The sequence below is a fragment of the Nonomuraea sp. C10 genome, assembly GCF_008017515.1.
Classification (GTDB): domain Bacteria; phylum Actinomycetota; class Actinomycetes; order Streptosporangiales; family Streptosporangiaceae; genus Nonomuraea; species Nonomuraea ferruginea.
The window spans coordinates 4,725,581-4,750,242 of sequence record NZ_VPFF01000001.1; the positions used below are offsets into that span (position 1 = coordinate 4,725,581).

Consider the following 24,662-nt stretch of genomic DNA (forward strand, 5'->3'; position numbering starts at 1 on the left):
AGGGGCGGGGCATGGTGACGAGGGTCACGGCACACCCTCACCTGCGACGCCGGAAAACCCTTGCGCGGAAGGCGCTCCCGCGGCGCCGGCAGGCCGTACCATGGGCCAGAGACAAGCCCCCCGGTTAGGATCATGAACATCTTCACAGAAGATGCAAGGTGATCGCCCAGATCCGGGTATATACGGCTGGGAACGGACTGCAGGAGGCCCCCCATGCAGGTCAAGAAGGTGCTCACGTACGTGTTGGTGGCGTTCGTGGTCTTCTACCTGTTCACCCGGCCGGCCGAAGCCGCCGCCGCGGTCAACGGAGTATTTGACGGAATCATCAACGGAGCCAACCAGTTGGCTGTCTTCTTTACCAATGTCTTGACCTGATAGTCGGTCCTGTCTGCGGGAGATGCTTCCCCGCGCCGCCCAGACGTGTTACGCAGGCAGGATGACAGATCGTCCAGGCGCCAACACGCTCCACCAGCCCGACCCCGGGGTCAGGCGCATCCTCGAGCGAGCGGAGCTCGAAGGCGTGGAGCTGATCCGCTTTCTGTACGTCGACCACGGCGGCGTCGTCCGCGGCAAGGCCGCCTCCCGGTCGCGTCTCGCGGAGCGGCTCACGTCCGGCATCGGGCACACGGTGGCCATGATGGCGATGAACATGCTCGACCAGTTGCAGGACGTCGAGCACATGGGTCCGGTGGGCGAGGTGCGCATCGTTCCCGACCCCTCCACCTACGTCACCCTCCCCCACGCGCCCGGCGCGGCCGCGATGCTGTCAGACCTGCGCCTGCCCGACGGCTCCCCCTGGGAGGCCTGCTCGCGCTCCTTCCTCAAGGACGCGGTGGCCTCACTCGCGGCCGAGGGCTACCTGCTGCTGGCGGCCTTCGAGCCGGAGTTCACGCTCGGCCGCCGGCTCCCCGATCCGTCCGGCGGGCCCGACCGCCTGGTGCCGATCGACGACTCCCTCTGCTACGCGGGCACCGGCTTCGACACCGCGCACGACTACACGATCAAGCTGATCCGCGCCCTGGAGACCCAGGGGCTGCGGGTCGAGCACTGCCATCCCGAGCTCGGCCCCGGCCAGCAGGAGCTGTCCGTACGCCACGCGCCCGCCCTGCGCGCCGCCGACAACCACGTGCTCTACCGCGAGACCGTGCGCGGGGTCGCCATGCGCATGGCGATGTGGGCGTCACTCGCCCCCAAACCGCTGGCCGACCAGGCGGGCAACGGCGCCCATCTGCACCTGTCGCTGTGGCGCGACGGCACGAACGTGTTCGGCGAGGACGGTGACGTGCGCGCCTGGTTCATCGGCGGGCTGCTCGCCCACCTGCCCGCGCTGACCGCGCTCACCTGCGGCAGCGTCAACAGCTTCCGCCGCCTGGCGCCGCGCAGGTGGTCGAGCGCGTACGCCGTATACGGCCCCGACAACAGGGAGGCGGCGGTCCGCGTCTGCTCGCCGCTGGGCGAGCTCGGCGAGCCCAACCTGGAGCTGAAGCCGTCCGACTCCTCCGCCAACCCCTACCTGTCGCTCGGCGCGGTCATCCACGCGGGGATGGACGGCATCCGCCGCAAGCTCGACCCGGGCGAGCCGGTCACGGTCGACCCCGACACCCGCCCCGGCCTCTACCCGCGCCTGCCCACCTCCCTGGACGAGGCGCTCGACGCGCTGGAGGCGGACGAGACGCTGACGGAGGCGCTGGGCCCGCTGCGGCGCGACGCCTTCCTCGCGGTCAAGCGCTCGGAGGCGGCCGCGTTCGCCGGACGGGACGCCTCCTACGAGTGCTTCCAGCACATGCGGGTGTTCTAGCGGACCGGGTGGCCGGCCGCCCGGAGGGTGTCCTTCACCTCGGCGATCTTCAGCGTGCCGAAGTGGAACACGCTGGCGGCCAGCACCGCGTCGGCGCCGGCCGCCACGGCGGGCGGGAAGTCCTCCAGGCGCCCGGCCCCGCCGCTGGCGATCACCGGCACCCGCACGACGGCCCGGACCGCGCGGATCATCTCCAGGTCGTAGCCGTCGAGGGTGCCGTCGCCGTCCATCGAGTTGAGCAGGATCTCGCCCACGCCCAGCTCCTCGCCCCTGGCCGCCCACTCCACCGCGTCGATGCCGGTGCCGCGGCGGCCGCCGTGGGTGGTGACCTCGAAGCCGCTCGGCGTGCCCGGCGCCCGCCGGGCGTCGACCGACAGCACCACGCACTGCGCGCCGAACCGGCGCGACGCCTCGGTGAGCAGCTCCGGCCTGGCGATCGCCGCGGTGTTGAGCGACACCTTGTCGGCGCCCGCGCGCAGCAGCCGGTCGACGTCGTCGGCGGACCGGACCCCGCCGCCCACGGTGAGCGGGATGAACACCTGCTCGGCCGTGCGGCGCACGACGTCCAGCATGGTGTCGCGCTCACCTGACGAGGCGGTGATGTCGAGGAAGGTCAGCTCGTCGGCGCCCTCCTCGTCATAGCGCCTGGCCAGCTCCACCGGGTCGCCCGCGTCGCGCAGGTTCTCGAAGTTGACGCCCTTGACCACCCGCCCGGCGTCGACGTCCAGGCAGGGGATCACTCTGACGGCTACGGTCATGCTCGTTGTGCCTCTATCTCGATCTCTACCAGCATCCTCGGCTCGACCAGGCCGGCCACCCGCACTCCGGTGCAGGCCGGACGGACCTTGCCGAACACCTCCGCGATGGCCTTGCCCACCTGGTCGAAGTGGCGCTGATCCACCACGTAGTAGCGCACCATGACGACGTCCTCACGGGACAGCCCGCCCTTCACCACGGCCTCCAGCGCGATCTCCATCGCGGTGAGCGCCTGATGGTAGGGGTCGCCGACGTGGCGGACCTCCCCCTCGACGGTGGCGGTGCAGCCTGACACGATGACCCGGTCTCCGGCGATGACCGCTCGCGCGTATCCGTACTTCTCCTCCCAGACGCCGCCCGAAAACACCCGCGTGCCGATGCTGTCCATACTCATGGTGCCCATCACGCCCCCTCCCGACAGGGATCTAACTGCGGACAGTGGCCAGTGCGCTCTCCAGCGTGAACGCCTGGGCGTACAGGGCCCTTCCCACGATGGCACCTTCCACGCCGTCGGGGACGAGAGAAGCCAGTGCGGACAGGTCGTCGAGCGAGGAGATGCCGCCGCTGGCCACGACGGGCCTGTCGGTGCGTGCGCAGACCTGCTTCAGCAGGTCGAGGTTGGGGCCCTTGAGCGTGCCGTCCTTGGTCACGTCGGTGACCACGTAGCGGGGGCAGCCGTCGGCCTCCAGCCGGTCGAACACCTCCCACAGGTCACCGGCGTCCTCGGTCCAGCCGCGGGCGGCGAGCGTGGTGCCGCGCACGTCCAGGCCGACCGCGATCTTGTCGCCGTGCTCGGCGATGATCTTGCGGCACCACTCGGGGTTCTCCAGCGCGGCCGTGCCGATGTTGACCCGGCGGCAGCCGGTGGCCAGCGCCGCCGCCAGCGACTCGTCGTCGCGGATGCCGCCCGACAACTCCACGTTCACGTCCAGCCGGCCGATCAGGTCGGTGATCAGCTCGCGGTTGGAGCCGCGGCCGAAGGCCGCGTCCAGGTCGACCAGATGGATCCACTCCGCGCCCGCCTCCTGCCAGGCCAGCGCGGCGGCCAGCGGCTCGCCGTAGCCGGTCTCGGTCCCGGCCTCACCCTGGACGAGGCGTACGGCCTCGCCGTACGCGACGTCCACGGCGGGGAGCAAAACGAGCGACATCAGGTCCTCCGGTCGAAAGCGAGTGTGACGAGTACGGGGAGCAGGAGCAGGGAGCAGACGAACACGCCGAAGGTCACCAGCGGCGAGCCCCACATCAGCCAGGCCAGCACCTGCACGAGGAGGAAGCCCAGCGCGACCGCGGCGTTCTGGGCGCGGTGGCGGCGGGCCAGCAGCCCGCCCTGCCGCGCGACCCGGACCGGGCGCGGCACCAGGCGGGCCAGTGCCGCCCTGCGACGGGCGCGGCGGGCCTGGCGCTCCTCGTTGAGGCGGATGGCCCGCGCCCGCGCGGCCTCGCGCTCGGCGCGGCGGCGCGCCCGCTCCTTACTCAAGGGTGCCGAGCCAGTTGCTCAGCAGCGCGGCGCCGGCGTCGCCGGACTTCTCCGGGTGGAACTGGGTGGCCATCAGCGGGCCGTTCTCGACCGCGGCCACGAACGGCACGCCGTGCTCGGCCCAGGTGACCACCGGCTCGGCGAAGCCGTCGCCGGTGCGCAGCTCCCACTCGCGCACCCCGTAGGAGTGCACGAAGTAGAAGCGGGTGGCGGGGTCGATCCCGGCGAACAGCACGCTGCCCGCCGGCGCCTTGACGGTGTTCCAGCCCATGTGCGGCAGCACCGGCGCGTCGAGCCGCTCGACCGTGCCCGGCCACTCGTCGCAGCCGGCGGTCTGCACGCCGTGCTCGACGCCGCGGGCGAACAGGATCTGCATGCCGACGCAGATGCCCAGCACCGGCCGGCCGCCGGCCAGCCGCCTGCCGACGATCTGGTCGCCGCGCACGCCTTTGAGACCGGCCATGCACGCGGCGAACGCGCCGACGCCCGGCACCACCAGGCCGTCGCACTCCAGCGCGGCGTCGAAGTCGGAGGTGACGGTCACATCGGCGCCGACCCTGGCCAGCGCCCGCTCGGCCGAGCGGAGGTTGCCGGACCCGTAGTCGAGCACCACGACGTTCTTGCTCACCACCACATCACCCCCGCGAACAGTGCCATCGCCGCGCCCAGCCCGCACACGGCGGCCCCGACCTTCATGCCCTGCTTGATCAGCGAGACCACGCCGCCGATGAGGAACAGGCCGAGGAACACCATGATGACGGCGATCGCGTTTTCGGTCATAGCACGCCCTTGGTGCTCGGCACCCCGGTCGACCGCGGGTCACGCTCCGACGCCGCGCGCAGCGCCCTGGCCAGCGCCTTGAACTGCGCCTCCACGATGTGGTGGGCGTTGCGGCCGTACGGGACGCGGACGTGCAGGCAGATGGCGGCCTGGGCGACGATCGACTCCAGGATGTGGCGCGTCATCGTGGTGTCGTAGTCGGGGCCGATCATCGGGGCCATGCCCTCGGGCTCGGAGTGGACCAGGTAGGGGCGGCCGGACAGGTCGACGGTGACCTCGGCGAGCGCCTCGTCGAGCGGGCACGACGCGCTACCGAACCGCCTGATGCCCGACTTGTCGCCCAGCGCCTCGCGGAGCGCGGCGCCCAGCGCGAGCGCGGTGTCCTCGATCGTGTGGTGGGAGTCGATGTGCAGGTCGCCCTCGGTCTTGACGGTCAGGTCGATCAGCCCGTGCTTGCCGATCTGCGCCAGCATGTGGTCGAAGAAGCCGACCCCGGTGGACACGTCCACGGCGCCCGTGCCGTCGAGGTTGACCTCGACCAGGACGGACGTCTCCTTCGTCGTGCGCTCGACGCGGCCTACGCGACTCACAGAACTCCCTCCATGGCGGCGCGGAACGCCGCCATTTCCTCACCGGTGCCGATCGACACCCTCAGCCATTCGGGCGGGCCCACCTCGCGGATGAGCACGCCCCTCGCCAGCAGTCCCTCCCACACCGCGCGCCGGTCGGGGAAGCGCCCGAACAGCACGAAGTTGGCGTCGGAGTCGGCGACCGCCAGCCCCTTGGACCGCAGCCAGTCAACCGTAGCGTCACGCTCCCGCCGCAGCGCGTCGACGGTGCCCAGCAGCTCCGCGCGGTGGCGCAGCGCCACCAGCGCCGCCGTCTGGGTGAGCGTCGACAGATGGTACGGCAGCCGCACCAGCAGCAGCGCCTCCACCACGGCGGGGTGGGCGGCCAGGTAGCCCAGCCGGGTGCCGGCCATGGCGAACGCCTTGGACATGGTGCGGGTGACGATCAGCCTGGGGTGGCTCGGCAGCAGGGTGAGCGCCGACGGCGTGCCCTCGCGGGCGAACTCGGCGTAGGCCTCGTCGACCACGACCATGCCGGGCGCCGCGTCCAGGATCGCCTCGATCGTCTCCAGCGGCTGGGCGGTGCCCGTCGGGTTGTTGGGCGAGGCCACGAACACGACGTCGGGCCGGTGCTCGCCGATCGCCGCCACGACCTTGCCCGGGTCGAGCGAGAAGTCCTCCTCGCGGGCGGCGTGGATCCACTCGGTGCTGGTGCCGGTCGTGATGATCGGATGCATCGAGTAGGAAGGCTCGAACCCCAGCGCGCTGCGGCCGTGGCCGCCGAACGCCTGCAGGATCTGCTGGATGATCTCGTTGGAGCCGTTGGCCGCCCACACCTGCTCGGTGGTCAGGCCGTGGCCCAGGTAGGCGGCCAGCGCGGCGCGCAGCTCGACGGCGTCTCTGTCGGGGTAGCGGTTGAGCTCGCCCGAGACCCTGCCGACCGCCTCGGCCAGGTCGGCGACCAGCTCGGCGGACGGAGGATGCGGGTTCTCGTTGGTGTTGAGCCGCACGGGGACGTCGATCTGCGGCGCCCCGTAGGGGCTCTTGCCGCGCAGGTCGTCGCGGATGGGCAGGTCGTCCAGGTTCATGACGGCACCTGCCAGTCGAAGCGGGCGCGGATCGCGGCGCCGTGGGCGGGCAGGTCCTCGGCGTCGGCCAGCACCGACACGTGGGCGGCCGCCTCGGCCAGGGCCTCACGGGTGTAGTCGACGACGTGGATGCCGCGCAGGAAGGTCTGCACCGACAGCCCGCCGGAGTGGCACGCGCAGCCGCCGGTGGGCAGCACGTGGTTGGACCCCGCGAGGTAGTCGCCCAGCGAGACCGGGGCGTACGGGCCGACGAAGACCGCGCCGGCGTTGCGTACCCGGGCGGCCACGGCGGCGGCGTCGGCGGTCTGGATCTCCAGGTGCTCGGCGGCGTAGGCGTCGACCACCTTCAGGCCGGCGTCGAGGTCGTCGACCAGCACGATCGCGGACTGGCGGCCGCGCAGCGCCTCGGCGATGCGCTCGCTGTGGCGGGTGGCGGCCACCTGGGCGGGCAGCTCCTTCTCCACGCCCTCGGCCAGCTCCTCGCTGTCGGTGACGAGGACGGCGGCGGCGATGACGTCGTGCTCGGCCTGGCTGATCAGGTCGGCGGCGACGTGCACCGGGTCGGCGGTGGCGTCGGCCAGGATCGCGATCTCGGTGGGGCCGGCCTCGCTGTCGATGCCGATGCGGCCCTTGAGCAGCCGCTTGGCCGCGGCCACCCAGATGTTGCCGGGGCCGGTGACCATGGTGGCGGGCGGGCACTCCTCGGTGCCGTAGGCGAACATGGCCACGGCCTGGGCGCCGCCCGCGGAGTAGACCTCGTCGACGCCGAGCAGCGCGCAGGCGGCCAGGATCGACGGGTGCGGCAGGCCGCCGAACTCCCGCTGGGCGGGGCTGGTCACCGCCAGCGAGGGCACCCCGGCCTCCTGGGCCGGGACGACGTTCATCACCACCGACGACGGGTAGACGGCGCGCCCGCCGGGCACGTAGAGGCCCACGCGGTCGACCGGCACCCACCGCTCGGTGACGGTGCCGCCGGGCACCACCTGGGTGGTGACCTCGGTGCGGCGCTGGTCGCGGTGGACCAGCCTGGCGCGGCGGATGGACTCCTCCAGCGCGGCCCTGACCTTCGGGTCGAGCCCGGCGAGCGCCCCGGCGATCGCCTCGGCGGGCACCCGGGTGGTGGAGATCTCGACACCGTCGAACCTGGCGGTCAGCTCCCGTACGGCTGCCGCCCCGCGATGGCGCACGTCCTCGCAGATGGGCCGCACCTTCTCCAGGGCGGCCTCGACGTCGAGCTCGGCGCGGGGCAGCACGTCGCGCAGGTCCGCAGGAAGGGACCCGCGCATGTCGATACGGGAAATCACCCCCACAGTCTACGGAGTCCAACCCCTGAATCCGCTTCCGTCCAGCATGCGGACACTCCGGGCGAGCCCAAGAGGGACGGCCGGGTAAAACTTGGCGCTGACGCCTCCCCATGATCCGAGGGAACTGACACACCCGCCCTTTGACGAGCCTTTCCCTCCGGCCATCGGACTTTATGTCTACTTTGTCATTACTTGTGCTTTACCTACACCTTTGTACGATCCTGGCATGGCGATCTGGCGTGCCCCGGGCGGCATCGTGGTGGAGGCCATCGTGCTCGACGACCGGCCGCTCCTCCGCATCTCACACGACATCGGCGGCCGCCTCTACCTGCAGGGATACTGCGCCAGCGTGACCGAGCTCGCCCTGCACGGGGTCGACCTGGGCCAGCTCGTCGAGGACGGCCACGCCCCGGCTTGACCGAACTGTCAGGTTATTTCGGGTTACGTCCACGACCCAGCCGGGGTATGGCACCCGTCATGGCGCCGCTGCCCACCTATGCGCCCATGCTGGCCCAGGCCGGCGCGCTGCCCTCCGCCGACCAGGACGAATGGGCCGTCGAGATGAAATGGGACGGCGTCCGCGCGATCGCCTACATCGCCGGCGGCACCGTCCGGCTGATGTCGCGCAACGCCAAGGACATCACCTCCGCCTACCCCGAGCTCCAGCTCATGGCCGGCGCCACCGGACGCCGCCAGGCCGTCGTCGACGGCGAGATCGTCGCCTTCGACGAGGCCGGCCGCCCCAGCTTCGGCGCGCTCCAGCCGCGCATGCACCAGCGCAACCCGGTCAGCGTCGCCGAGCTCGCCCGCACCGTGCCCGTGACCTTCATGGCCTTCGACCTGCTGCACCTCGACGACGACCCCGTCATCCAGCTGCCCTACACCGAACGCCGCGAGCTGCTGGAGACCGTCTTCACCCCCGGCTACCGCTGGCAGGTACCCGTCCGCTTCCACGACCACGCCGAGGACGCCTTCGCCTCCTCCCGCCGCCTCGGCCTCGAAGGCGTCGTCTGCAAGCGGCTCGCCTCCCCCTACCGGCCCGGCAGGCGGACCGGCGAGTGGACCAAGGTCAAGAACGTCAGCGCCGTCGAGGTCGTCATCGGCGGCTGGAAGCCCGGCTCCGGGCGGCGCTCAGGCACCATCGGCTCCCTGCTGCTCGGCTCGTACGACGACGCCGGGCGCCTGCTGTTCATCGGGCACGTCGGCACCGGCTTCACCGAGTCCATGCTGGGCGACCTGCGCCGGCGCCTGGCCCCGCTGGAGCAGGACGACCCGCCCTTCGCCGAACCGGTCCCGCGCGAGCACGCCCGCGACGCCCACTGGGTGCGGCCCGTCATGGTCGGCGAGGTCCAGTACGCCGAGGTGACCGGCGACCACCGGCTGCGCCACCCTTCCTGGCGCGGCCTGCGCCCCGACCGGCGGCCGGGCGAGGTCCGCCTGATCGGCCCCGGCTCGCCGGGCGGCGCCTCCGCCGTCGGCTGACCGCGGCGGCCGTCAGGTCTCGCTCGTGACGGCGGGCCTGGCCGGCTCCGCCAGCGTGCGCGACAGCAGCCAGGCCGGTATCGCGACCAGCGCCAGACAGCCCAGCGCCACCCGCAGCGACACCGTCTCCGCCACCCAGCCGACCAGCGGGCTGGCCAGCCCGCCCGCGCTCACCGCCAGCCCCAGCGTCACCCCGCCCGCCGTGCCCACCCGCCGCGGGAGATAGTCCTGGCCCAGCGTCACGTGCAGCGAGAACGGCGCGTACAGGGTGATCGCCGCCGCCGCGACGAACACGTACATCAGCGGCCCCGGCGCCAGCACCACCCCGGCCACCGCCGGCACGCTCGCCGCGTACGCCGCCCGCATCGCCCGCACCCGGCCCCACCGCGCGGCCAGCCTGCCGCCCAGCACCGTGCCCACGGCCCCGCCCCCGAACAGCACGAACAGCGCCACCGCCCCCGCCGCCCCGCCCCCGGCGTACAGGGCCACGAAAGCGCTCAGCCCCACGTACACCACCGACCGGAAGACGATCACCAGCGTCAGCCGGGCGAACGACGCCCAGTCGTCGCGCCCCGACGCCTCCGCCGCCGCGCCGCGCGCCGCGCCGCGCCCCGACAGCGCCCGGATCACCGGCAGCGTCACCAGCGCGCCCACCACCCCCGGCACCACCAGCCACGGCGAGGCGCCCAGCCCGCCCACCGCCAGCAGCGGCGTCACCAGCACCGGCGCCGACGCGAACCCCAGTGTCCCGCCCAGCGAGAACCAGCTCATCCGCACGTGGCTGCCCGCGCTGGCGATCCTCGCCAGCCGCGCCGACTCCGGGTGGTACGCGGCCACGCCCAGCCCCGACAGCGCCACCGCCAGCCAGGTCAGCGCGTACGAGTCCGTCACCCCGCTCAGCGCCACCCCGAGCCCCGCCGTCACCATGCTGGCCGGGATCAGCCACGGCATCCGCCACCGGTCCGCCAGCGCCCCGAACACCGGCTGCACCACCGACGACAGCAACGTCGCGGCCAGCACCACGCCCGACACCGCCACGTACCCGTAACCCCGCTCGGCCACCAGGAACGGCACCAGCGCCGGCACCGCCCCCTGGTAGACGTCCACCCCGGCGTGGCCGGCCGCCAGCATCCCCACCTTGTTCGCCCGCACGCCCCCGATCATCGCCGGGGCCCGGGATGGCGCGCTTCCGATAAAGTGCCAACTTGTCATGGAAATCCGCCATCTGCCGCAGGCGCCCACCGGCCTCCGCCCCCTGGCGCCGGGAAGCGGCATCGACGCCCACCGCCACGACACCCACCAGATCGTCTACGCCCGCCACGGCGTCCTCTCCGTCACCACCGGCGCCGGCACCTGGGTCGCCCCGGCCAACCGCGCCATCTGGATCCCGGCCGGCACCGTGCACGAGCACCGCGCCCACGGCGCCACCGAGGTGCGGCTGGTCGGCCTCACCGCCAACCCGCTGGGCCTGGGCCGCCCCGCCGTCCTCGCCGTCGGCCCGCTGCTCCGCGAGCTGATCATCGCCTACACCGGCGAGGCGGCACAGGCCGGCCCGGACGGCGGGGAGCGCGGGCGGCTGCTCGCCGTGCTCCTCGACCGGTTGCGCCGCTCCCCCGAGCAGCCGCTGCACCTGCCCACGCCGCGCGACCCGCGCCTGGCGGCCGTCTGCGCCGCGCTGCACGCCGACCCGGCGGACCCGCGGACGCTCGCCCGGCACGCCGCCGACGCGGGCACCAGCGACCGGACCCTGGCCAGGCTCTGCCGGGCCGAGCTCGGCATGACGTTCCCGCAGTGGCGCACCCAGCTCAGGCTGCACCACGCGCTGCTGCTCCTGGCCGAGGGCGGCGCCGTCACCCAGGTGGCGCACCGGTGCGGCTGGTCGTCGGCGAGCGCGTTCATCGACGCGTTCCGGCGGGCGCTCGGGTACACCCCCGGCCGCGCCTTTACATTGTAGATTCGCTACACTCGTCCTGTGGGCAAGTCGAAGACCAAGGGCGGCACCCCCGCCACCGTCGCGCTGGAGCGGGCCAAGGCGGAGTTCACGCTCCACCCGTACGATCACGACCCCGCCGCGCAGGCCTATGGCGAGGAGGCCGCCGACGCGCTCGGCGTCCCCTACGAGCGGATCTTCAAGACCCTGGTGGCCGAGACCGAGGGCGGCCTGGCCGTCGCGGTGGTGCCGGTGGCGGGCAAGCTCGACCTCAAGGCGCTGGCCTCGGCGCTCGGCGGCAAGCGCGCGGCGATGGCCGACGCGGCCAAGGTGGAGCGGGTGACGGGCTACGTGGTGGGCGGCATCAGCCCGCTCGGGCAGCGCAAGCGGCTGCCGACCGTGGTCGACTCCTCGGCGCTGGAGTTCGAGACGGTCTACTTCTCGGCCGGCAAGCGCGGGCTGCAGATCGAGACCGCGCCGGCCAGCCTGATCGAGCTGACCGGGGCCGTGACGGCGCCCATCGGCAAGCCCGCCTGACGCCTCACCACCGGTCGCGCGGCGGGTGCCGCCGCTCGCCGAGCAGCCATTCGATGATCTTGCGGTGCCGCTTGGAGATCGGGTGGTCGCGACCGCGGCGGTCGCCCCTCTCGCGCGTCTCCCCCCGCTCCTCCGCCAGCGCCTCCTCCAGGCCCGGCGTGTGACCGCCGCCGAAGCGCGACATGTCGGGGCCGTGGAAGCCCCGGTTCTCCTCGCCCCGCAGCGCCCGCCGCATCGAGTCCACCCAGATCGGCCCCGGCAGCGAGGCGCCCTGCACCGAGCCGTAGTACTGGCCGCCGATCTCCACGTTCCTCAGCGGGTGGCGGTAGGAGCCGCGGATGTCGCCGACGCTGACCGCGGCGGCGAGCCGGGGCGTGTAGCCGGCGAACCAGGCCGAGGTGTAGCCGTTGTTGGTGCCGGTCTTGCCGGCGGCGGGCATGCCGGGGTCCTGGCCGCGCATCGTGCCCTTGTCGAACACGCCGGTCAGCACGTGGCTGACCGCGTCGGCGACGGGCCGCTCGATCGCCTGGTGGCAGTCGGGCCGCACGCGGGTGCGCCGGTCGTTCCTGTCGGCGATCTCCACGATGGCGAGCGGGCGGCAGTACCGGCCGCGGGCCCCGAGCGCGGCGAACGAGGCCGCGACCGTGAGCGGGTCCATCTCGTTGACGCCCAGCGTGAACGTCGGCACCTCGCGCAGCGGCCGCCCGTCGGCCCTGACGACGCCGAGCTCCCTGGCGGTCTTGACCACGTCGCACAGGCCGACCTTGCGCTCCAGCATCATGTAGAAGATGTTGACCGACTTCCAGGTGCCGGTCTCCAGGCTGTGCGGGCCGCCGTCGCTGCCCTCGCCGCCGGCGTTGAACACCTGCGCCGACGGGTCGTTGACCGGCTTGCCCGCGCAGTCCCGGTAACCCTTCGAGGGCACCAGCGACCCCGGGGTGTCGAACCCGTCGCCGAACCGCCAGCCCTCCTTGAGCGCGGTGACCAGCGTGAACACCTTGAACGTGGAGCCCGCCTGCAGCCCCTGCCCGCCGCCGTGCCGGACGTCGGCGACCAGGTTGTAGGTGGTGCGCGGGCCGCCCTTCTTGCCCGGCCCGACCTTCTTGCTGGCGGCCATCGCCCGGATCCAGCCGGTGCCGGGCTCCACCATCGCCTCGGCGGCCACCTCGGTGTCGTCGGGGTTCACCCGTTCCCTGATGGCCCGCTCCGCTGCCTTCTGCGCCTTCGGGTTCAGGCTGGTCCTGATCACCAGCCCGCCGCGTTCCATGCGGGCCCGCCGTACCGCCGCCGTGCTGCCGAAGACCTCGTTCGTCAGCAGCTCGCGGTGCACGTACATGCAGAAGTACGGATGCTCGCTCTGCGAGCAGCCGCCGGGCTCGGGCTTCAGCTTCAGCCCGAGCGGGCTGGCCTTGGCCTCGGACGCCTGTTCGCGGGTGATCAGCTTGAGTCCCGCCATGCGGTCGAGCACCAGGTCGCGGCGCTCCTTGAGGCGCGCGCGCTGCGCGCGGCCGATGGACGGGTCGGTCGAGTACGGGGTACGCACGGCGCCGGCCAGGGTGGCCGCCTCGGTGAGGGTCAGCTCGGCGGCGGAGGTGGAGAAGAAGCGCCTGGCCGCCGCCTCGACGCCGTGCGCGCCGGCGCCGAAGTAGGCGATGTTCAGGTACTTCTCCAGGATTTCGCCCTTGCGGTACTTGCGTTCCATCGCCAGCGCCAGCCGCAGCTCGTGGATCTTGCGGGAGACGCTGGGGGCGCGGGCCCGGTCTCGTTCCTCCTCGGTCTTGGCGCTCTCCACCAGGATGTTCTTCACCAGCTGCTGGGTGAGCGAGGAACCGCCCTGCTTGATGGAGCCCGCCCGGGTGTTGGCGATGAGCGCCCGGAGGGTGCCGATGACGTCCATGCCGCCGTGCTCGTAGAAGCGGGCGTCCTCGATCGCCACGATGGCCTGCCGCATCACCGGCGCCACCTGGTCCAGCCGCACCGTGGTCCGGTTGGCCTGGTAGAACTGGGCGAAGGTGTGCCCGCTCGCGTCCACCAGCCGCGTCACCTCGCTGAGCGGCTCCTCGCGCGGCGCCGGCGGCAGGTGCGTGAAGGTGTCGGCGGTGCCCTTCGCGGCCAGGCCCGCCCCGGCGACGACGGGCGCGGCGAACGCCGCGACCAGCACCCCGCCGAGGGCGCCCACCATGCCGAGCGTGGCGATGGATGTGCGGACAGTCACGACATTGATGTGCGACCGCCCGATCCCCGGCAAACGCCCGATTCCTGTCTCTTTACTAACCTCTGCTGATGTTCAGACCAAGTGACTGGAACTGCTCGAACGGGTGGTGGTAGCCGCGCTCGATGTGGTGCACGCCGCGCAGCGTCGAGCGCCCGTCGGCCACGGCTGCGGCCAGCACCGCGGAGAACCCGGCCCGGATGTCGGGCAGTGTCACGTCGGCGCCCCGCAGCTGGGACACCCCGCGCACGACGGCCGAGTGGCGCGCGTTGGTGTCGTGGTAGCGGCAGGCGGGGCCGCCGAGGCACTGGTCGAACACCTCGATCTCGCAGCCCATGCTCTTCAGCGCCGGCACGTACACCAGACGGTTCTCGAACACCGTCTCGTGCAGCACCGACATCCCCTGGCTCTGCGTGAACAGCACCATGAGCGGCGTCTGCCAGTCGGTCATGAACCCCGGATGGGTGTCGGTCTGCACGGCCGCCGCCCGCAGCCCTTCCGGCGGCGCGGTGGCGCACAGGTACTCGTCGTTGATGTCGAACCGGGCGCCCATCCTGGCCAGCGTGGTGATCGCGGTGACCAGCCGGTCCTGCGGGCAGCCGTGCACGCGCACCTCGCCGCCGGTGATCAGTCCCGCCGCGAGGTACGAGAACGCCTCGATGCGGTCGCCGGCCAGCCAGGTCGAGGCGCCGCGCAGCCGCTCCACGCCCTCGATGACGATCCGGCGGTCCGGCGACAGCTCGATCATGGCGCCCATCCGCTGCAGGAACAGCGCCAGCTCCACCACCTCGGGCTCGGTGGCCGCGTTCTTCAGCACGGTCTTGCCCTCGGCCAGGACCGCGGACATGAGGATCGTCTCGGTCGCGCCCACGCTCGGGTACGGCAGCTCCAGGCGGGTGCCGCGCAGCCGTCCCGCCTTGGCGAACACGCCGGTGTCACCGACCTCCACCTCGGCGCCCATCGCGCGCAGCGCCTCCACGTGGAAGTTGATCGGCCGCCGCCCGATCGGGTCACCGCCGACCAGCGGCACGAACGCCTCCCCCGCCAGGTGCAGCAGCGGGCCCAGCATGAGGATCGGGATGCGGTTCAGCCCGGTGAACGCGTCGGGCACCCGCGGCCTGATCTCTTGACCCCGCCCGATGCGGATCTCGGTCTTGCTGATCTCGACGTGGATGCCGAGCGCCTCCAGCATGGCGGCGGTGATGCCGACCTCGCCCACCTCGGGGGCGTTGTGGATGGTGCTCTCGCCGCCGCCGAGCATGGCGGCGACCATGTGCTTGGAGACCCCGTTCTTCGACCCGCGCACCACGACATCGCCGCGAAGCGGGCCAGAGGGTTCTATCACCCAGACCTTCTCTTCAATCACGAAGTGAGCCTAACCGGGAGATACCATCGATCTGGTCCTGCCGGCGATTGAAGGGGCGTGGCGTGACGAGGGAAGTACGCGCGTTCGCGATCACTGTCCTCGCACTCGCCGCCCTCGGGCTTCCCGCCGGCCTCCTGTGGTCCGCCCTGTCGCCGCGGCCCCCGTACCGGGCCTTCGACCAGGCGCCGGCGCTGGCGGACCCGTCCACGCAGGCGCTCATCGCGGCGGACGGCTGGTTCGCCACGATCACCGGCGGGCTGGGGCTGGCGTGCGGGGCGCTGGCCTGGTTCCTCAGCCGCCGCGTCCAGCTCCCGGTCCTCCTGGGGCTCTGCCTGGGCGGGGCCGCGGGCGCCCTGGCCGCCTGGTGGATCGGCACGACCGTCACCGTGGGCGTCGTCACCGTCGAGGCCTCGGCCTTCCCCGGGGTCACGTTCGTCCCCGGCCCGCTGGACCTGACGGCCAAGGGCGTCCTGGTGTCGTGGCCGATGCTCGCGGTGGGGCTCTTCGGGTTCCTGGAGGGCATGCACGGCTACCGCGAGTCCCCCCTCCGCAAGCCCCACCCGCCCACCGGGGACGGCGCTCCCCCGCCCGGCTGAGGCCGTCAGAGGGGCGGGTGGTGCGAGGCGTGGCCGGTGGCCTGTTCGAAGGCGCGGGCCACCCGCAGGACGCGGGCGTCGGCGAAGGGACGGCCGATGATCTGGACCCCCACCGGCAGCCCCGACGGCGTGAACCCGGCGGGGACGGACGCGGCCGGGGCGTGCAGCACGCTGACCCAGTAGGCGGACCGCATCCACGCCAGGTAGTCGGGCAGCTCCACGCCGTCGATCGCGCGCACGTACGGCTCCTCCGCCGGGAACGGCGGCACCTGGCTGACCGGGGCGATGAGCACGTCGTAGGAGTCGAAGAAGTCCGCCATCCGCTGGTAGAGACGGCTGCGGGCGCGCTCGGCGCGGGCCAGGTCGGCGCCGGTGACCTCGCGCCCCCGCTCGACGTTCCACGCGGTGTTGGCCCCGAGCCCGTCGAGGTCGCCGTAGGCCAGCGCGTAGAACCACGCGCGGTAGGTGCGGAAGGCCACCTCGGCGTCCTCCAGGTCCAGCTCGACCTCCTCCACGCGGGCGCCGAGCCGCTCGAACACCGCGGGCGCGGTCGCGGTGACCGCCGCCGTCGCGGCGTCGACCGGCAGCCCGCCGAGGTCGGGGCTCCACGCCACGCGCAGCCCTGCCACCCCCTCCTCCGGCTCGGGCGCGTACGCCTCCTTGATCGCGTACGGCGAGCGCGGGTCGAACCCGGAGATGACCGACAGCATCAGGCTCAGGTCGTCGACGTTCCTGGCCATCGGCCCCTGCACCGACAGCGTGTACCAGGCCGCGATCTCGGAGACCGCCGGCACCCGCCCCGGCGTGGGCCGCAGCCCTGCCACGTTGCAGAACGACGCGGGGTTGCGCAGCGACCCGCCCATGTCGGAGCCGTCGGCCAGCGGCACCATCCCGGTGGCCAGCGCCGCCGCCGCGCCGCCGCTGCTGCCGCCGGCGGACCTGGTCAGGTCGTACGGGTTGCGGGTGAGGCCGAACACGTCGTTGACGGTGTGGGAGCCGGTGCCGAACTCGGGCGTGTTCGTCTTGCCCACGGTGATCGCGCCCGCCGCCTTCAGCCGCCGCACCACCAGGTCGTCGCGCTCCGGCACGTGGCCGGCGAACAGCGGCGAGCCGTAGGTGGTCCGGATCCCCGCGGTGTCGGTGAGGTCCTTGTGCGCGACCGGGACGCCGTGCAGCGGGCCGACCGGCTCGACGGCGTCGGCGGCCTTGGCGGCGTCCATGGCCTGTTCGGCGACGAGGGTGACGACGGCGTTGACCCGGGGGTTGACCTGCTCGATGCGGTCGAGGTGGGCCTGGAGCACCTCGACCGCGCTCACCTGGCGGGTACGGATCAGATGGCTGAGCTCGGTGGCGCTCAGGTAGTGCAGTTCGCTCACCCCGTGATCCTCCCCCACCCGGGGGCGGCCCACGATGGCGAGGTCTGCCCAGGCAGCGGCCCCGGCCTGGTCGAACTCCGCCACCGGGGACGGGTCAGGCCCCCAGGCAGGCCGGGCCGAGCAGCTGCTTCAGATCGCCCATCAGCGCCGGTGACGGCGCCACCCGCAGCCGGTCGTCGACCCGCAGGACGGTCGTCTTGGGGCCGTTGTGGACCTGGAGGTGGACCTCGGAGGTGCCGGGGTGGGTGGTCAGGATCTCCTTGAGCCTGCTCACCACGGGGGCGGTGCAGCGGTTGAGCGGCAGGCTCACCAGCAGCGGCCCGCCGGCCTCCTGGGTGAGGTCGGGGGCCGTCACCTCCATCGCGATGATCTTGCCGATGTCCTCGCGCTTGTCGATGCGGCCCTTGACGAACACGATCGCGTCCTCGGCCAGGATCGTCGAGCAGAGCTGGTAGGCCGACGGGAAGATCATCACCTCGATGGCGCCCTCCAGGTCCTCAAGCTGGGTGAGCACCCACGTGTCGCCCTTCTTGGTGACCTTGCGCTGCACGCCCGACAGGATGCCGCCGACGGTGACCACCTGGCCGTCGGGACGGCTGTCGTCCTGCAGCGCCGCGATCGAGCAGTCGGCCCCGGCGGCCAGGATGTGCTCGACGCCGAACAGCGGGTGGTCGGACACGTACAGGCCGAGCATCTCCCGCTCGAACTGCAGCAGCGTGGTCTTGTCCCACTCGCCCACCGGGATCTGCACGTCGAAGGTCTGGTCCTCGCCGCCCTCGATCGCGCCGAACAGCGAGTCCTGGCCGATGGCCTCGTTCTTCTTGATGTCGATGATCGCGTCGACGGCCTGCTCGTGCACCATGACCAGGCCCTTGCGGACATGGCCGAGCGAGTCGAACGCGCCGGCCTTGATCAAAGACTCGATGACGCGCTTGTTGCAGACGAGCGCCGGCACCTTGCGCAGGAAGTCCTTGAAGTCGGCGAAGCGGCCCTTCTCCTTGCGCGCGTTGATGATGCCGTCGACGACGTTGGCGCCCACGTTGCGGATGGCCGACAGGCCGAAGCGGATGTCGGTGCCGCGCGGGGTGAAGTCGAAGTCGGAGTCGTTGACGTCCGGCGGGAACACCTTGATGCCCATCCGGCGGCACTCGTTGAGGTAGAGGGCCGACTTGTCCTTGTCGTCCTTGACCGACGACAGCAGCGCGGCCATGTAGGCGGCGGGGTGGTTGGCCTTGAGGTAGGCCGTCCAGTAGGACACCAGGCCGTAGCCGGCGGTGTGGGCCTTGTTGAAGGCGTAGTCGGAGAACGGCAGCAGGATGTCCCACAGCGCCTTGATGGCGGCGGCGGAGAAGCCGTTGTCCTTCATGCCCTGCTCGAAGGTCACGAACTGCTTGTCGAGCTCGGACTTCTTCTTCTTGCCCATCGCGCGCCGCAGCAGGTCGGCGCCGCCCAGCGAGTAGTTGGCGACCTTCTGCGCGATGGCCATGACCTGCTCCTGATAGACGATCAGGCCGTGGGTCGTGGAAAGGATCTCCTTGAGCGGCTCTTCGAGCTCAGGGTGGATCGGGGTGATCTCCTGCTGGCCGTTCTTGCGCAGGGCGTAGTTGGTGTGGGAGTTGGCGCCCATCGGGCCGGGGCGGTAGAGCGCGAGGGCGGCGGAGATGTCTTCGAAGTTGTCGGGGCGCATGAGCCGCAGCAGCGAGCGCATGCCGCCGCCGTCGAGCTGGAAGATGCCCAGCGTGTCGCCGCGGGCCAGCAGCTCGTAGGCCTTGCGGTCGTCGAGCGGCAGCGCCAGCAGGTCGATCTGCTCGCCGGTGGTGGCCTCGATCATCTTCAGGCAGTCGTCGATGATCGTGAGGTTGCGCAGGCCCAGGAAGTCCATCTTCAGCAGGCCGAGCGTCTCGCAGGTCGGGTAGTCGAACTGCGTGATGATCACACCGTCGGAGTCGCGGCGCATGATCGGGATGTGGTCGGTCAGCACCTCGGCGGACATGATCACGCCGGCGGCGTGCACGCCGGTCTGCCTGATCAGGCCCTCCAGGCCCTTGCCGAGGTCGATCGTCGCCTTGACGTCGACGTCCTCCTCGTAGAGCCTGCGCAGCTCGCCCGCCTCGGCGTAGCGGGGGTGGTCGCTGTCGAAGATGCCCGACAGCGGGATGTCCTTGCCCATCACGGCGGGCGGGAACGCCTTGGAGACCTTGTCGCCGAGGGCGTACGGGTAGCCCAGGACGCGGCCGGCGTCCTTGATGGCGGCCTTGGCCTTGATGGTGCCGAACGTGGCGATCATCGCGACCTTGTCGGCGCCCCACTTCTCCGTGACGTAGCGGATCACGTCGCCGCGCCTGCGCTCGTCGAAGTCGATGTCGACGTCGGGCATGGAGACGCGCTCGGGGTTGAGGAACCGCTCGAAGATCAGGCCGTGCGGGATCGGGTCGAGGTCGGTGATGCCGAGCGCGTACGCCACCAGGGAGCCGGCCGCGGAGCCACGGCCGGGGCCGACGCGGATGCCGTTGTTCTTCGCCCACATGATGAAGTCGGCGACCACGAGGAAGTAGCTCGGGAAGCCCATCTGGACGATGACCCGCAGCTCGTTCTCGACCCAGGCGCGGTGCTCCTCGTCGACGCCCTCGGGGAAGCGGCGCTCAAGCCCTCTCCAGACCTCCTGGCGGAAGAACTCCTCCTCGGTCAGGCCGTCGGGCACGGGGAAGGTCGGCATGAGGTTCTTGTGCTCGAAGAACCCGGCGGGGTCGACCTTCTCGGCCACCAGCAGCGTGTTGCGGCAGCCCTCGGCCCACAGGTCGGAGGAGTCGACGGCGCGCATCTCGTCGGCGGTCTTGATGTAGTAGCCGCTGCCGTCGAAGCGGAACCGGTCGGGGTCGGACAGCTGCTTGCCGGTCTGGATGCAGAGCAGGGCGTCGTGGGAGGAGGCGTCGGACTCGTAGGTGTAGTGGGAGTCGTTGGTGACCAGCGGCGGGATGCCCAGCTCCTTGCTGATGCGGGTCAGCCCGTCGCGGACGCGGCGCTCGATGTCGAGGCCGTGGTCCATGACCTCCAGGAAGAAGTTGTCCTTGCCGAAGATGTCCTGGAACTTGGCGGCGGCCTTGACCGCCTCGTCGTACTGGCCGAGCCTGAGCCTGGTCTGCACCTCGCCGGAGGGGCAGCCGGTGGTGGCCATCAGCCCGTCGGCGTGCTCGGCGAGGATCTCGGCGTCCATCCGCGCCCACTTGCGGACGAAGCCCTCGGTGTAGGCGCGCGAGGACAGCCGCATCAGGTTGTGCAGGCCGGTCTTGTTGCGCGCCCAGATCGTCATGTGGGTGTAGTAGCCGCCCGCGGAGACGTCGTCCTTCTTCTGGTGCGGCTCGCCCCACAGCACCGGCTTCTTGTTGAAGCGCGAGGCGGGGGCGACGTAGGCCTCGATGCCGATGATCGGCTTGACGCCCGCGCCGGTCGCCTGCCGGTAGAAGTCGTAGGCGCCGTGCATGTTGCCGTGGTCGGTGATCGCGATCGCCGGCATGCCCAGCTCGCCGACCTGCTTGAACATCTGCTTGAGCCGCGCGGCCCCGTCGAGCATGGAGTATTCGGTGTGCACGTGCAGATGGACGAACGAGTCGCTGGACGACATGGAGCGGCGCCTCCCGGTCTGAACGTGTGGTGTGCGCTCCGACTCTAGTGGTCCGCACCGACACTCCGGGGCGTGGCAGGGGACGGCGTGCCGGATCCCTCTCCCTCGATCAGCGCCTATACCCTCTCCGTGACGGAAAGTCACGAAGGAGACACTCAGTGCACACGGAGTCCGACGAGGGATACCGGCCCGCCCTGGGCAACCGCCAGGTGCAGATGATCGCCATCGGCGGCGCGATCGGCGTGGGGCTGTTCCTGGGCGCCGGCGGGCGGCTGGCCGCCGCGGGGCCGGCCCTGGTGCTGTCGTTCGCGGCCGCGGGGGTGGCGGCGTTCTTCGTCATGCGGGCGCTCGGGGAGCTGGCGCTCTACCGGCCCGCCTCGGGCTCCTTCGTGGTGTACGCGCACGAGTTCATCGGGCCGTGGGCCGCCTTCGCCAGCGGGTGGATGTACTGGTTCAACTGGGCGTTCACCGGCGTCGCCGAGCTGGTCGCGATCGCCACCTACGTCCACTACTGGGCGCCGGCGTTCCCGCAGTGGCTGACGGCGCTGCTCGCGCTGGCCTTCGTGCTCGTGGTGAACCTCCTGTCGGTGAAGCTCTTCGGTGAGCTGGAGTTCTGGTTCGCGCTGCTGAAGGTGCTGGCCATCGTCACGTTCCTGGTGGTCGGGCTGGTGCTGGTGGTGTTCACCGTCGGCCAGGCGACGCCGGCGAACGCGGTGGCCCACGGCGGGTTCTTCCCGACCGGGTTCCCGCTGGTGCTGATGAGCCTGCAGTCGGTGGTGTTCGCGTACGCGTCGATCGAGCTGGTCGGCATCGCCGCGGGCGAGACGGCCCGGCCCGAGAAGGTGATGCCGAAGGCGGTCAACGGCGTGGTGTGGCGGATCGCGCTGTTCTACGTGGGCTCGGTGCTGCTGCTGTCGATGGTGCTGCCGTGGACCGCCTACGAGGCCGGCACGTCCCCGTTCGTCACGGTGTTCGCCGGTCTGGGCGTGCCGTGGGCGGCCGACGCCATGAACCTCATCGTGATCACCGCCGCGCTCTCGTCGTGCAACTCCGGCCTGTACGCGACGGGCCGCATCGTCCGGTCGATGGGACTCAAGGGCGAGGCGCCCGGCTTCACCGCCGCGCTCAGCCGGCGCCGCATCCCGATCGGCGGGGTGCTGTTCACCGCGTCGATGTTCCTGGCGGGCATCGCCCTGTTCTCCTTCGTGCCGGAGCGCGCCTTCAACATCGCCACCGCGTGCGCCTCGCTGGGCGTGGTCACCACCTGGGGCACGCTCGTCTACTGCCAGCTCCGCCTGCGGCGCACCGGGCACCGCTCCGCCTTCCCGATGCCCGGCACCCCCTACACCAACTGGCTCACCCTGGCCTTCCTCGCCCTGGTGGTCTTCCTGATGCCGTTCGCCGACCAGGACCAGCGGGTCGCCTTCTACCTGCTCCCGGTCGTCGCCGCCGGCATCGCAGCCGGGTGGTTCCTGCTCCGCCTCCGCAGGAAGCGCCTCGCGGCCGCGGCCGATCCGGCCTCCCCCGCAGTCAGTCCAGCCGAGTGACACCGGCCAGGCGTGCCAGGTCCTCGCCGGACAGCCGCAGCGCCCCCGCCGCCACGTTCTCGGCGAGGTGGTCCGGGTTCCCGGTGCCGGGGATGGCCAGCACGTGCGGCCCCTGCGCCAGCGTCCAGGCCAGCCGGACCTGCGCGGGCGTCGCGCCGTGGGCGCTCGCGACGGCCCGCACGGACTCCTGCTCCCCGGCGACCGCTCCCCGCTCGCGCCCCGCGCCGGCGATCGCGAAGAACGGCACGTACGCGATGCCCTGCTCGCCGCAGGCCCGCAGGAACTCCTGCTCGGCGGCCGGCGCCCCCACGGTGTAGGCGTTCTGCACGCAGACCACCGGCGCGATGGCCACGGCCTCCGCCAGCTGGGCCGGTGTGGCGTTGGACAGGCCCAGATGGCGTACGAGCCCGGCGTCGCGGAGCTCGGCCAGCGCGCCGAAGTGCTCGGCGATCGAGCCGGTCGCGCGGCTCCGCGGGATGCGCAGGTTCACCACGTCCATGTGGTCCCGGCCGAGCTGGCGCAGGTTCTCCTCCACCTGGCCGCGCAGCTGTCCGGGCGTGGCCCAGATCCACTCGCCCGACGGGTCCCTGCCCGCCCAGACCTTGGTGGCGATGACCAGGCCCTCCGGGTAAGGAGACAGCGCCCGGTTGATCAGCTCGTTGGCGGACCGCGTCGAGGAGAAGTAGAACGCGGCGGTGTCGATGTGGTCGACCCCGAGGTCGATCGCGCGGCGCAGCACGGCGATCGGACGGTCGCGATCGCTCGGCGTGCCGAGGCCGAAGGCGGCGCCGCCCGTGAGCCGCATCGCGCCGAAGCCGATGCGGTTGACGGTCAGGTCGCCGAGCTTCCAGGTGCCGGCGGCGGGGGTCTGCGTGGTCATGCGGGGCCTCACGTCGTCGAAAGGGGATCCGGACATGAAAAAGCCTCCCCGGCGGACGTGGTCCGCGCCGGGAAGGCTCAGGCGATCACCGGAATCTTAGCAGTCCGGGCGGCCGAAGATCACCGCGGGGCCGGAACGTACGCAAAACGACCGTGACCGTAAGCCGTCCCCTGATCTACCCTCGAAGGCGGAGTCTCGGGGGAGGTCGCGCTGACTGGGGTGAGGAAGGCGGCGGGCGTCGTCGCGGCGGTGCTGCTCGGCGTGGCGCTGGCCGTCGCGGGGCTGCCGGCGGGTGTCTACACGGGGCTCGCGTGCGCGCTGCTGGACGCCGGCTGTCCGGCGACCGGGGAGCCGGCGGGCCGGCTCCCGCAGGTGACCAGGCTGACCGCCGCCGAGGTCGCGCTCGGCGGGGCCTACGTGGCGCTGGGCGACTCGTACTCGTCCGGCGAGGGCGTCTACCGGCGCGGAGAGGCGCCGTTGGACGGCGGCGCCGACCGTTGCCACCGCGCCGGCGGCTCGTACGTGCCGCTCGTGGCGGGCGCCCACGCGTTCGGCGGCGAGACGGGGTTCTGGGCGTGCAGCGGCGCGACCACCGGCAACCTGCTGCGGGGCCAGCACGGCCAGCAGCCGCAGATCGAGCGCGTCGGCGCCGGCACGAGCCTGGTGACGCTGAGCATCGGCGGCAACGACGCGGGGTTCGCGCCGGTGCTCACCGAGTGCATCGTCAAGTTCCCGTGGTCGTCGGCCTGCGTCGACCAGGACGCCGAGGTGCGGCGCCGGATCGGGGAGCTTCGCGGCAGCATGCGGGCCGTGCTGGCCGAGATCAGGACGCGCGCGCCCGAGGCGAGGGTGGTGCTGCTGGGCTACCCGCGGCCGTTCCCCGCCTCGCCGCCGGGGCGGATCGACAACCTCGGCGTCGCCGACCAGCGCTGGCTCAACTCGATGACCGAGCGGCTGAACGGCGTCGTGCGCGAGGTGGCCGGCGAGTTCGACCGGGCGATCGTCGCCTTCGGCGGGCCCGGCAGCGTCGAGTACGTGGACGCGTACGAGGCGTTCGACGGCCACGAGGTGGGCCGGCCGCGCCCGTACCTCAACGGGGTGATCGTGGACATGGAGCAGCTCACCGTGGACCCGCGCAGCTTCCACCCGACGGCCGACGGCTACCGCCGCTTCGCCGAACTCATCAACGCCCAGATCACGACGGGCCCCGGCCGCCCGCTGAACAACTTCCACCTCACCACCCCCTGAGGGAAGACCCTCCCGGCATCGCCCACCGGAGGTCCTCCCCTCCTGGCGCTCGGCGGCCGGGGTCTCCCCGGGAGCGTCGCGGACCGTCTGCGGG

24 protein-coding genes are annotated in these 24,662 nt (G+C 72.0%); 9 read left to right on the forward strand and 15 right to left on the reverse strand.

The window, feature by feature from the left end; genetic code table 11:
* Window positions 1–213 precede the first annotated feature (213 nt).
* Entirely contained in the window at window positions 214–375 is a 162-nt protein-coding gene (locus FR742_RS44660) for a hypothetical protein (protein ID WP_187281247.1), read from the forward strand.
* Window positions 376–436: 61 nt separating this feature from the next.
* A complete protein-coding gene (locus FR742_RS21750) occupies window positions 437–1,798 on the forward strand; it encodes a glutamine synthetase family protein (protein WP_148032639.1) in 1,362 nt (453 codons plus the stop codon).
* Here the strand turns inward: FR742_RS21750 and hisF are convergent.
* Genes hisF through hisD form a run of 9 tightly spaced genes read right to left on the reverse strand, consistent with a single transcriptional unit; the run spans window position 1,795 to window position 7,772 of the window.
* Window positions 1,795–2,556 carry an imidazole glycerol phosphate synthase subunit HisF gene (gene hisF / locus FR742_RS21755; protein WP_148032640.1) on the reverse strand — a complete coding sequence of 254 codons (762 nt, stop codon included), beginning with the start codon at window positions 2,554–2,556 and terminating at the stop codon, window positions 1,795–1,797. The genes FR742_RS21750 and hisF overlap by 4 nt on opposite strands.
* A complete protein-coding gene (locus tag FR742_RS21760; RefSeq protein WP_222709018.1) occupies window positions 2,553–2,957 on the reverse strand; it encodes a Rid family hydrolase in 405 nt (134 codons plus the stop codon). The genes hisF and FR742_RS21760 overlap by 4 nt, the downstream gene beginning before the upstream one ends.
* Window positions 2,958–2,979: 22 nt before the next feature.
* The gene (gene priA, locus FR742_RS21765) at window positions 2,980–3,702 is read right to left on the reverse strand and encodes a bifunctional 1-(5-phosphoribosyl)-5-((5-phosphoribosylamino)methylideneamino)imidazole-4-carboxamide isomerase/phosphoribosylanthranilate isomerase PriA (protein WP_148032641.1); all 723 of its coding nucleotides are present in this window, start codon (window positions 3,700–3,702) and stop codon (window positions 2,980–2,982) included.
* Window positions 3,702–4,031: a hypothetical protein gene (locus FR742_RS21770; protein ID WP_148032642.1), complete on the reverse strand. Its 330-nt coding sequence runs from the start codon at window positions 4,029–4,031 to the stop codon at window positions 3,702–3,704. The genes priA and FR742_RS21770 overlap by 1 nt, the downstream gene beginning before the upstream one ends.
* A complete protein-coding gene (hisH, locus tag FR742_RS21775; protein WP_187281248.1) occupies window positions 4,024–4,659 on the reverse strand; it encodes an imidazole glycerol phosphate synthase subunit HisH in 636 nt (211 codons plus the stop codon). The genes FR742_RS21770 and hisH overlap by 8 nt, the downstream gene beginning before the upstream one ends.
* Entirely contained in the window at window positions 4,656–4,811 is a 156-nt protein-coding gene (locus tag FR742_RS44665; protein WP_187281249.1) for a hypothetical protein, read from the reverse strand. Before FR742_RS44665 ends, hisH begins: the two co-directional genes overlap by 4 nt.
* Window positions 4,808–5,401, reverse strand: a complete 594-nt coding sequence (gene hisB / locus FR742_RS21780) for an imidazoleglycerol-phosphate dehydratase HisB (RefSeq protein WP_148032644.1) — start codon at window positions 5,399–5,401, stop codon at window positions 4,808–4,810. The genes FR742_RS44665 and hisB overlap by 4 nt, the downstream gene beginning before the upstream one ends.
* Window positions 5,398–6,468, reverse strand: coding sequence for a histidinol-phosphate transaminase (locus FR742_RS21785; protein ID WP_148032645.1), 1,071 nt, complete (start codon window positions 6,466–6,468; stop codon window positions 5,398–5,400). The genes hisB and FR742_RS21785 overlap by 4 nt, the downstream gene beginning before the upstream one ends.
* Window positions 6,465–7,772: a histidinol dehydrogenase gene (gene hisD, locus FR742_RS21790; protein WP_148032646.1), complete on the reverse strand. Its 1,308-nt coding sequence runs from the start codon at window positions 7,770–7,772 to the stop codon at window positions 6,465–6,467. The genes FR742_RS21785 and hisD overlap by 4 nt, the downstream gene beginning before the upstream one ends.
* A gap of 226 nt (window positions 7,773–7,998) precedes the next feature.
* Between hisD and FR742_RS21795 the strand changes: the two genes are divergently transcribed.
* Window positions 7,999–8,190: a hypothetical protein gene (locus FR742_RS21795; RefSeq protein ID WP_148032647.1), complete on the forward strand. Its 192-nt coding sequence runs from the start codon at window positions 7,999–8,001 to the stop codon at window positions 8,188–8,190.
* A gap of 59 nt (window positions 8,191–8,249) precedes the next feature.
* Window positions 8,250–9,254 carry a non-homologous end-joining DNA ligase gene (ligD, locus tag FR742_RS21800; RefSeq protein WP_148032648.1) on the forward strand — a complete coding sequence of 335 codons (1,005 nt, stop codon included), beginning with the start codon at window positions 8,250–8,252 and terminating at the stop codon, window positions 9,252–9,254.
* Between the two features lie 12 nt (window positions 9,255–9,266).
* Here ligD and FR742_RS21805 read toward each other — a convergent pair whose 3' ends face one another.
* Window positions 9,267–10,406 carry an MFS transporter gene (locus FR742_RS21805; RefSeq protein ID WP_261808665.1) on the reverse strand — a complete coding sequence of 380 codons (1,140 nt, stop codon included), beginning with the start codon at window positions 10,404–10,406 and terminating at the stop codon, window positions 9,267–9,269.
* Window positions 10,407–10,464: 58 nt separating this feature from the next.
* Between FR742_RS21805 and FR742_RS21810 the strand changes: the two genes are divergently transcribed.
* Both FR742_RS21810 and ybaK read left to right on the forward strand, forming a co-directional pair.
* Complete coding sequence (locus FR742_RS21810) at window positions 10,465–11,208, forward strand: helix-turn-helix domain-containing protein (RefSeq protein ID WP_148032649.1); 744 nt, start codon at window positions 10,465–10,467, stop codon at window positions 11,206–11,208.
* Window positions 11,209–11,226: 18 nt separating this feature from the next.
* Window positions 11,227–11,721 (forward strand): Cys-tRNA(Pro) deacylase, encoded by a 495-nt coding sequence (gene ybaK, locus FR742_RS21815; RefSeq protein WP_148032650.1) that lies wholly within the window; start codon window positions 11,227–11,229, stop codon window positions 11,719–11,721.
* A 4-nt stretch (window positions 11,722–11,725) separates the two neighbouring features.
* Here the strand turns inward: ybaK and FR742_RS21820 are convergent, their stop codons facing one another.
* On the reverse strand, window positions 11,726–13,936 hold the full coding sequence (locus FR742_RS21820) for a transglycosylase domain-containing protein (protein ID WP_261808666.1): 2,211 nt from the start codon (window positions 13,934–13,936) through the stop codon (window positions 11,726–11,728).
* A 55-nt stretch (window positions 13,937–13,991) separates the two neighbouring features.
* Complete coding sequence (gene murA, locus FR742_RS21825) at window positions 13,992–15,299, reverse strand: UDP-N-acetylglucosamine 1-carboxyvinyltransferase (protein WP_261808667.1); 1,308 nt, start codon at window positions 15,297–15,299, stop codon at window positions 13,992–13,994.
* A gap of 62 nt (window positions 15,300–15,361) precedes the next feature.
* Here murA and FR742_RS21830 point away from each other — a divergent pair, with 62 nt between their 5' ends.
* Window positions 15,362–15,895 (forward strand): hypothetical protein, encoded by a 534-nt coding sequence (locus tag FR742_RS21830; RefSeq protein WP_148032651.1) that lies wholly within the window; start codon window positions 15,362–15,364, stop codon window positions 15,893–15,895.
* A 5-nt stretch (window positions 15,896–15,900) separates the two neighbouring features.
* Here the strand turns inward: FR742_RS21830 and FR742_RS21835 are convergent, their stop codons facing one another.
* Window positions 15,901–17,271, reverse strand: coding sequence for an amidase (locus FR742_RS21835; protein ID WP_148032652.1), 1,371 nt, complete (start codon window positions 17,269–17,271; stop codon window positions 15,901–15,903).
* 94 nt (window positions 17,272–17,365) lie between these two features.
* The gene (gene dnaE, locus FR742_RS21840) at window positions 17,366–20,893 is read right to left on the reverse strand and encodes a DNA polymerase III subunit alpha (protein ID WP_148032653.1); all 3,528 of its coding nucleotides are present in this window, start codon (window positions 20,891–20,893) and stop codon (window positions 17,366–17,368) included.
* A gap of 158 nt (window positions 20,894–21,051) precedes the next feature.
* Here dnaE and FR742_RS21845 point away from each other — a divergent pair, with 158 nt between their 5' ends.
* Window positions 21,052–22,440, forward strand: a complete 1,389-nt coding sequence (locus FR742_RS21845; RefSeq protein ID WP_222709019.1) for an amino acid permease — start codon at window positions 21,052–21,054, stop codon at window positions 22,438–22,440.
* Here the strand turns inward: FR742_RS21845 and FR742_RS21850 are convergent.
* Window positions 22,424–23,356 (reverse strand): oxidoreductase, encoded by a 933-nt coding sequence (locus FR742_RS21850; RefSeq protein WP_315970625.1) that lies wholly within the window; start codon window positions 23,354–23,356, stop codon window positions 22,424–22,426. The genes FR742_RS21845 and FR742_RS21850 overlap by 17 nt on opposite strands.
* A 183-nt stretch (window positions 23,357–23,539) precedes the next feature.
* On the opposite strand from FR742_RS21850, the gene FR742_RS21855 reads away from it, so the two are divergent.
* On the forward strand, window positions 23,540–24,568 hold the full coding sequence (locus FR742_RS21855; RefSeq protein ID WP_187281250.1) for an SGNH/GDSL hydrolase family protein: 1,029 nt from the start codon (window positions 23,540–23,542) through the stop codon (window positions 24,566–24,568).
* The last annotated feature ends 94 nt before the right edge of the window (window positions 24,569–24,662 follow it).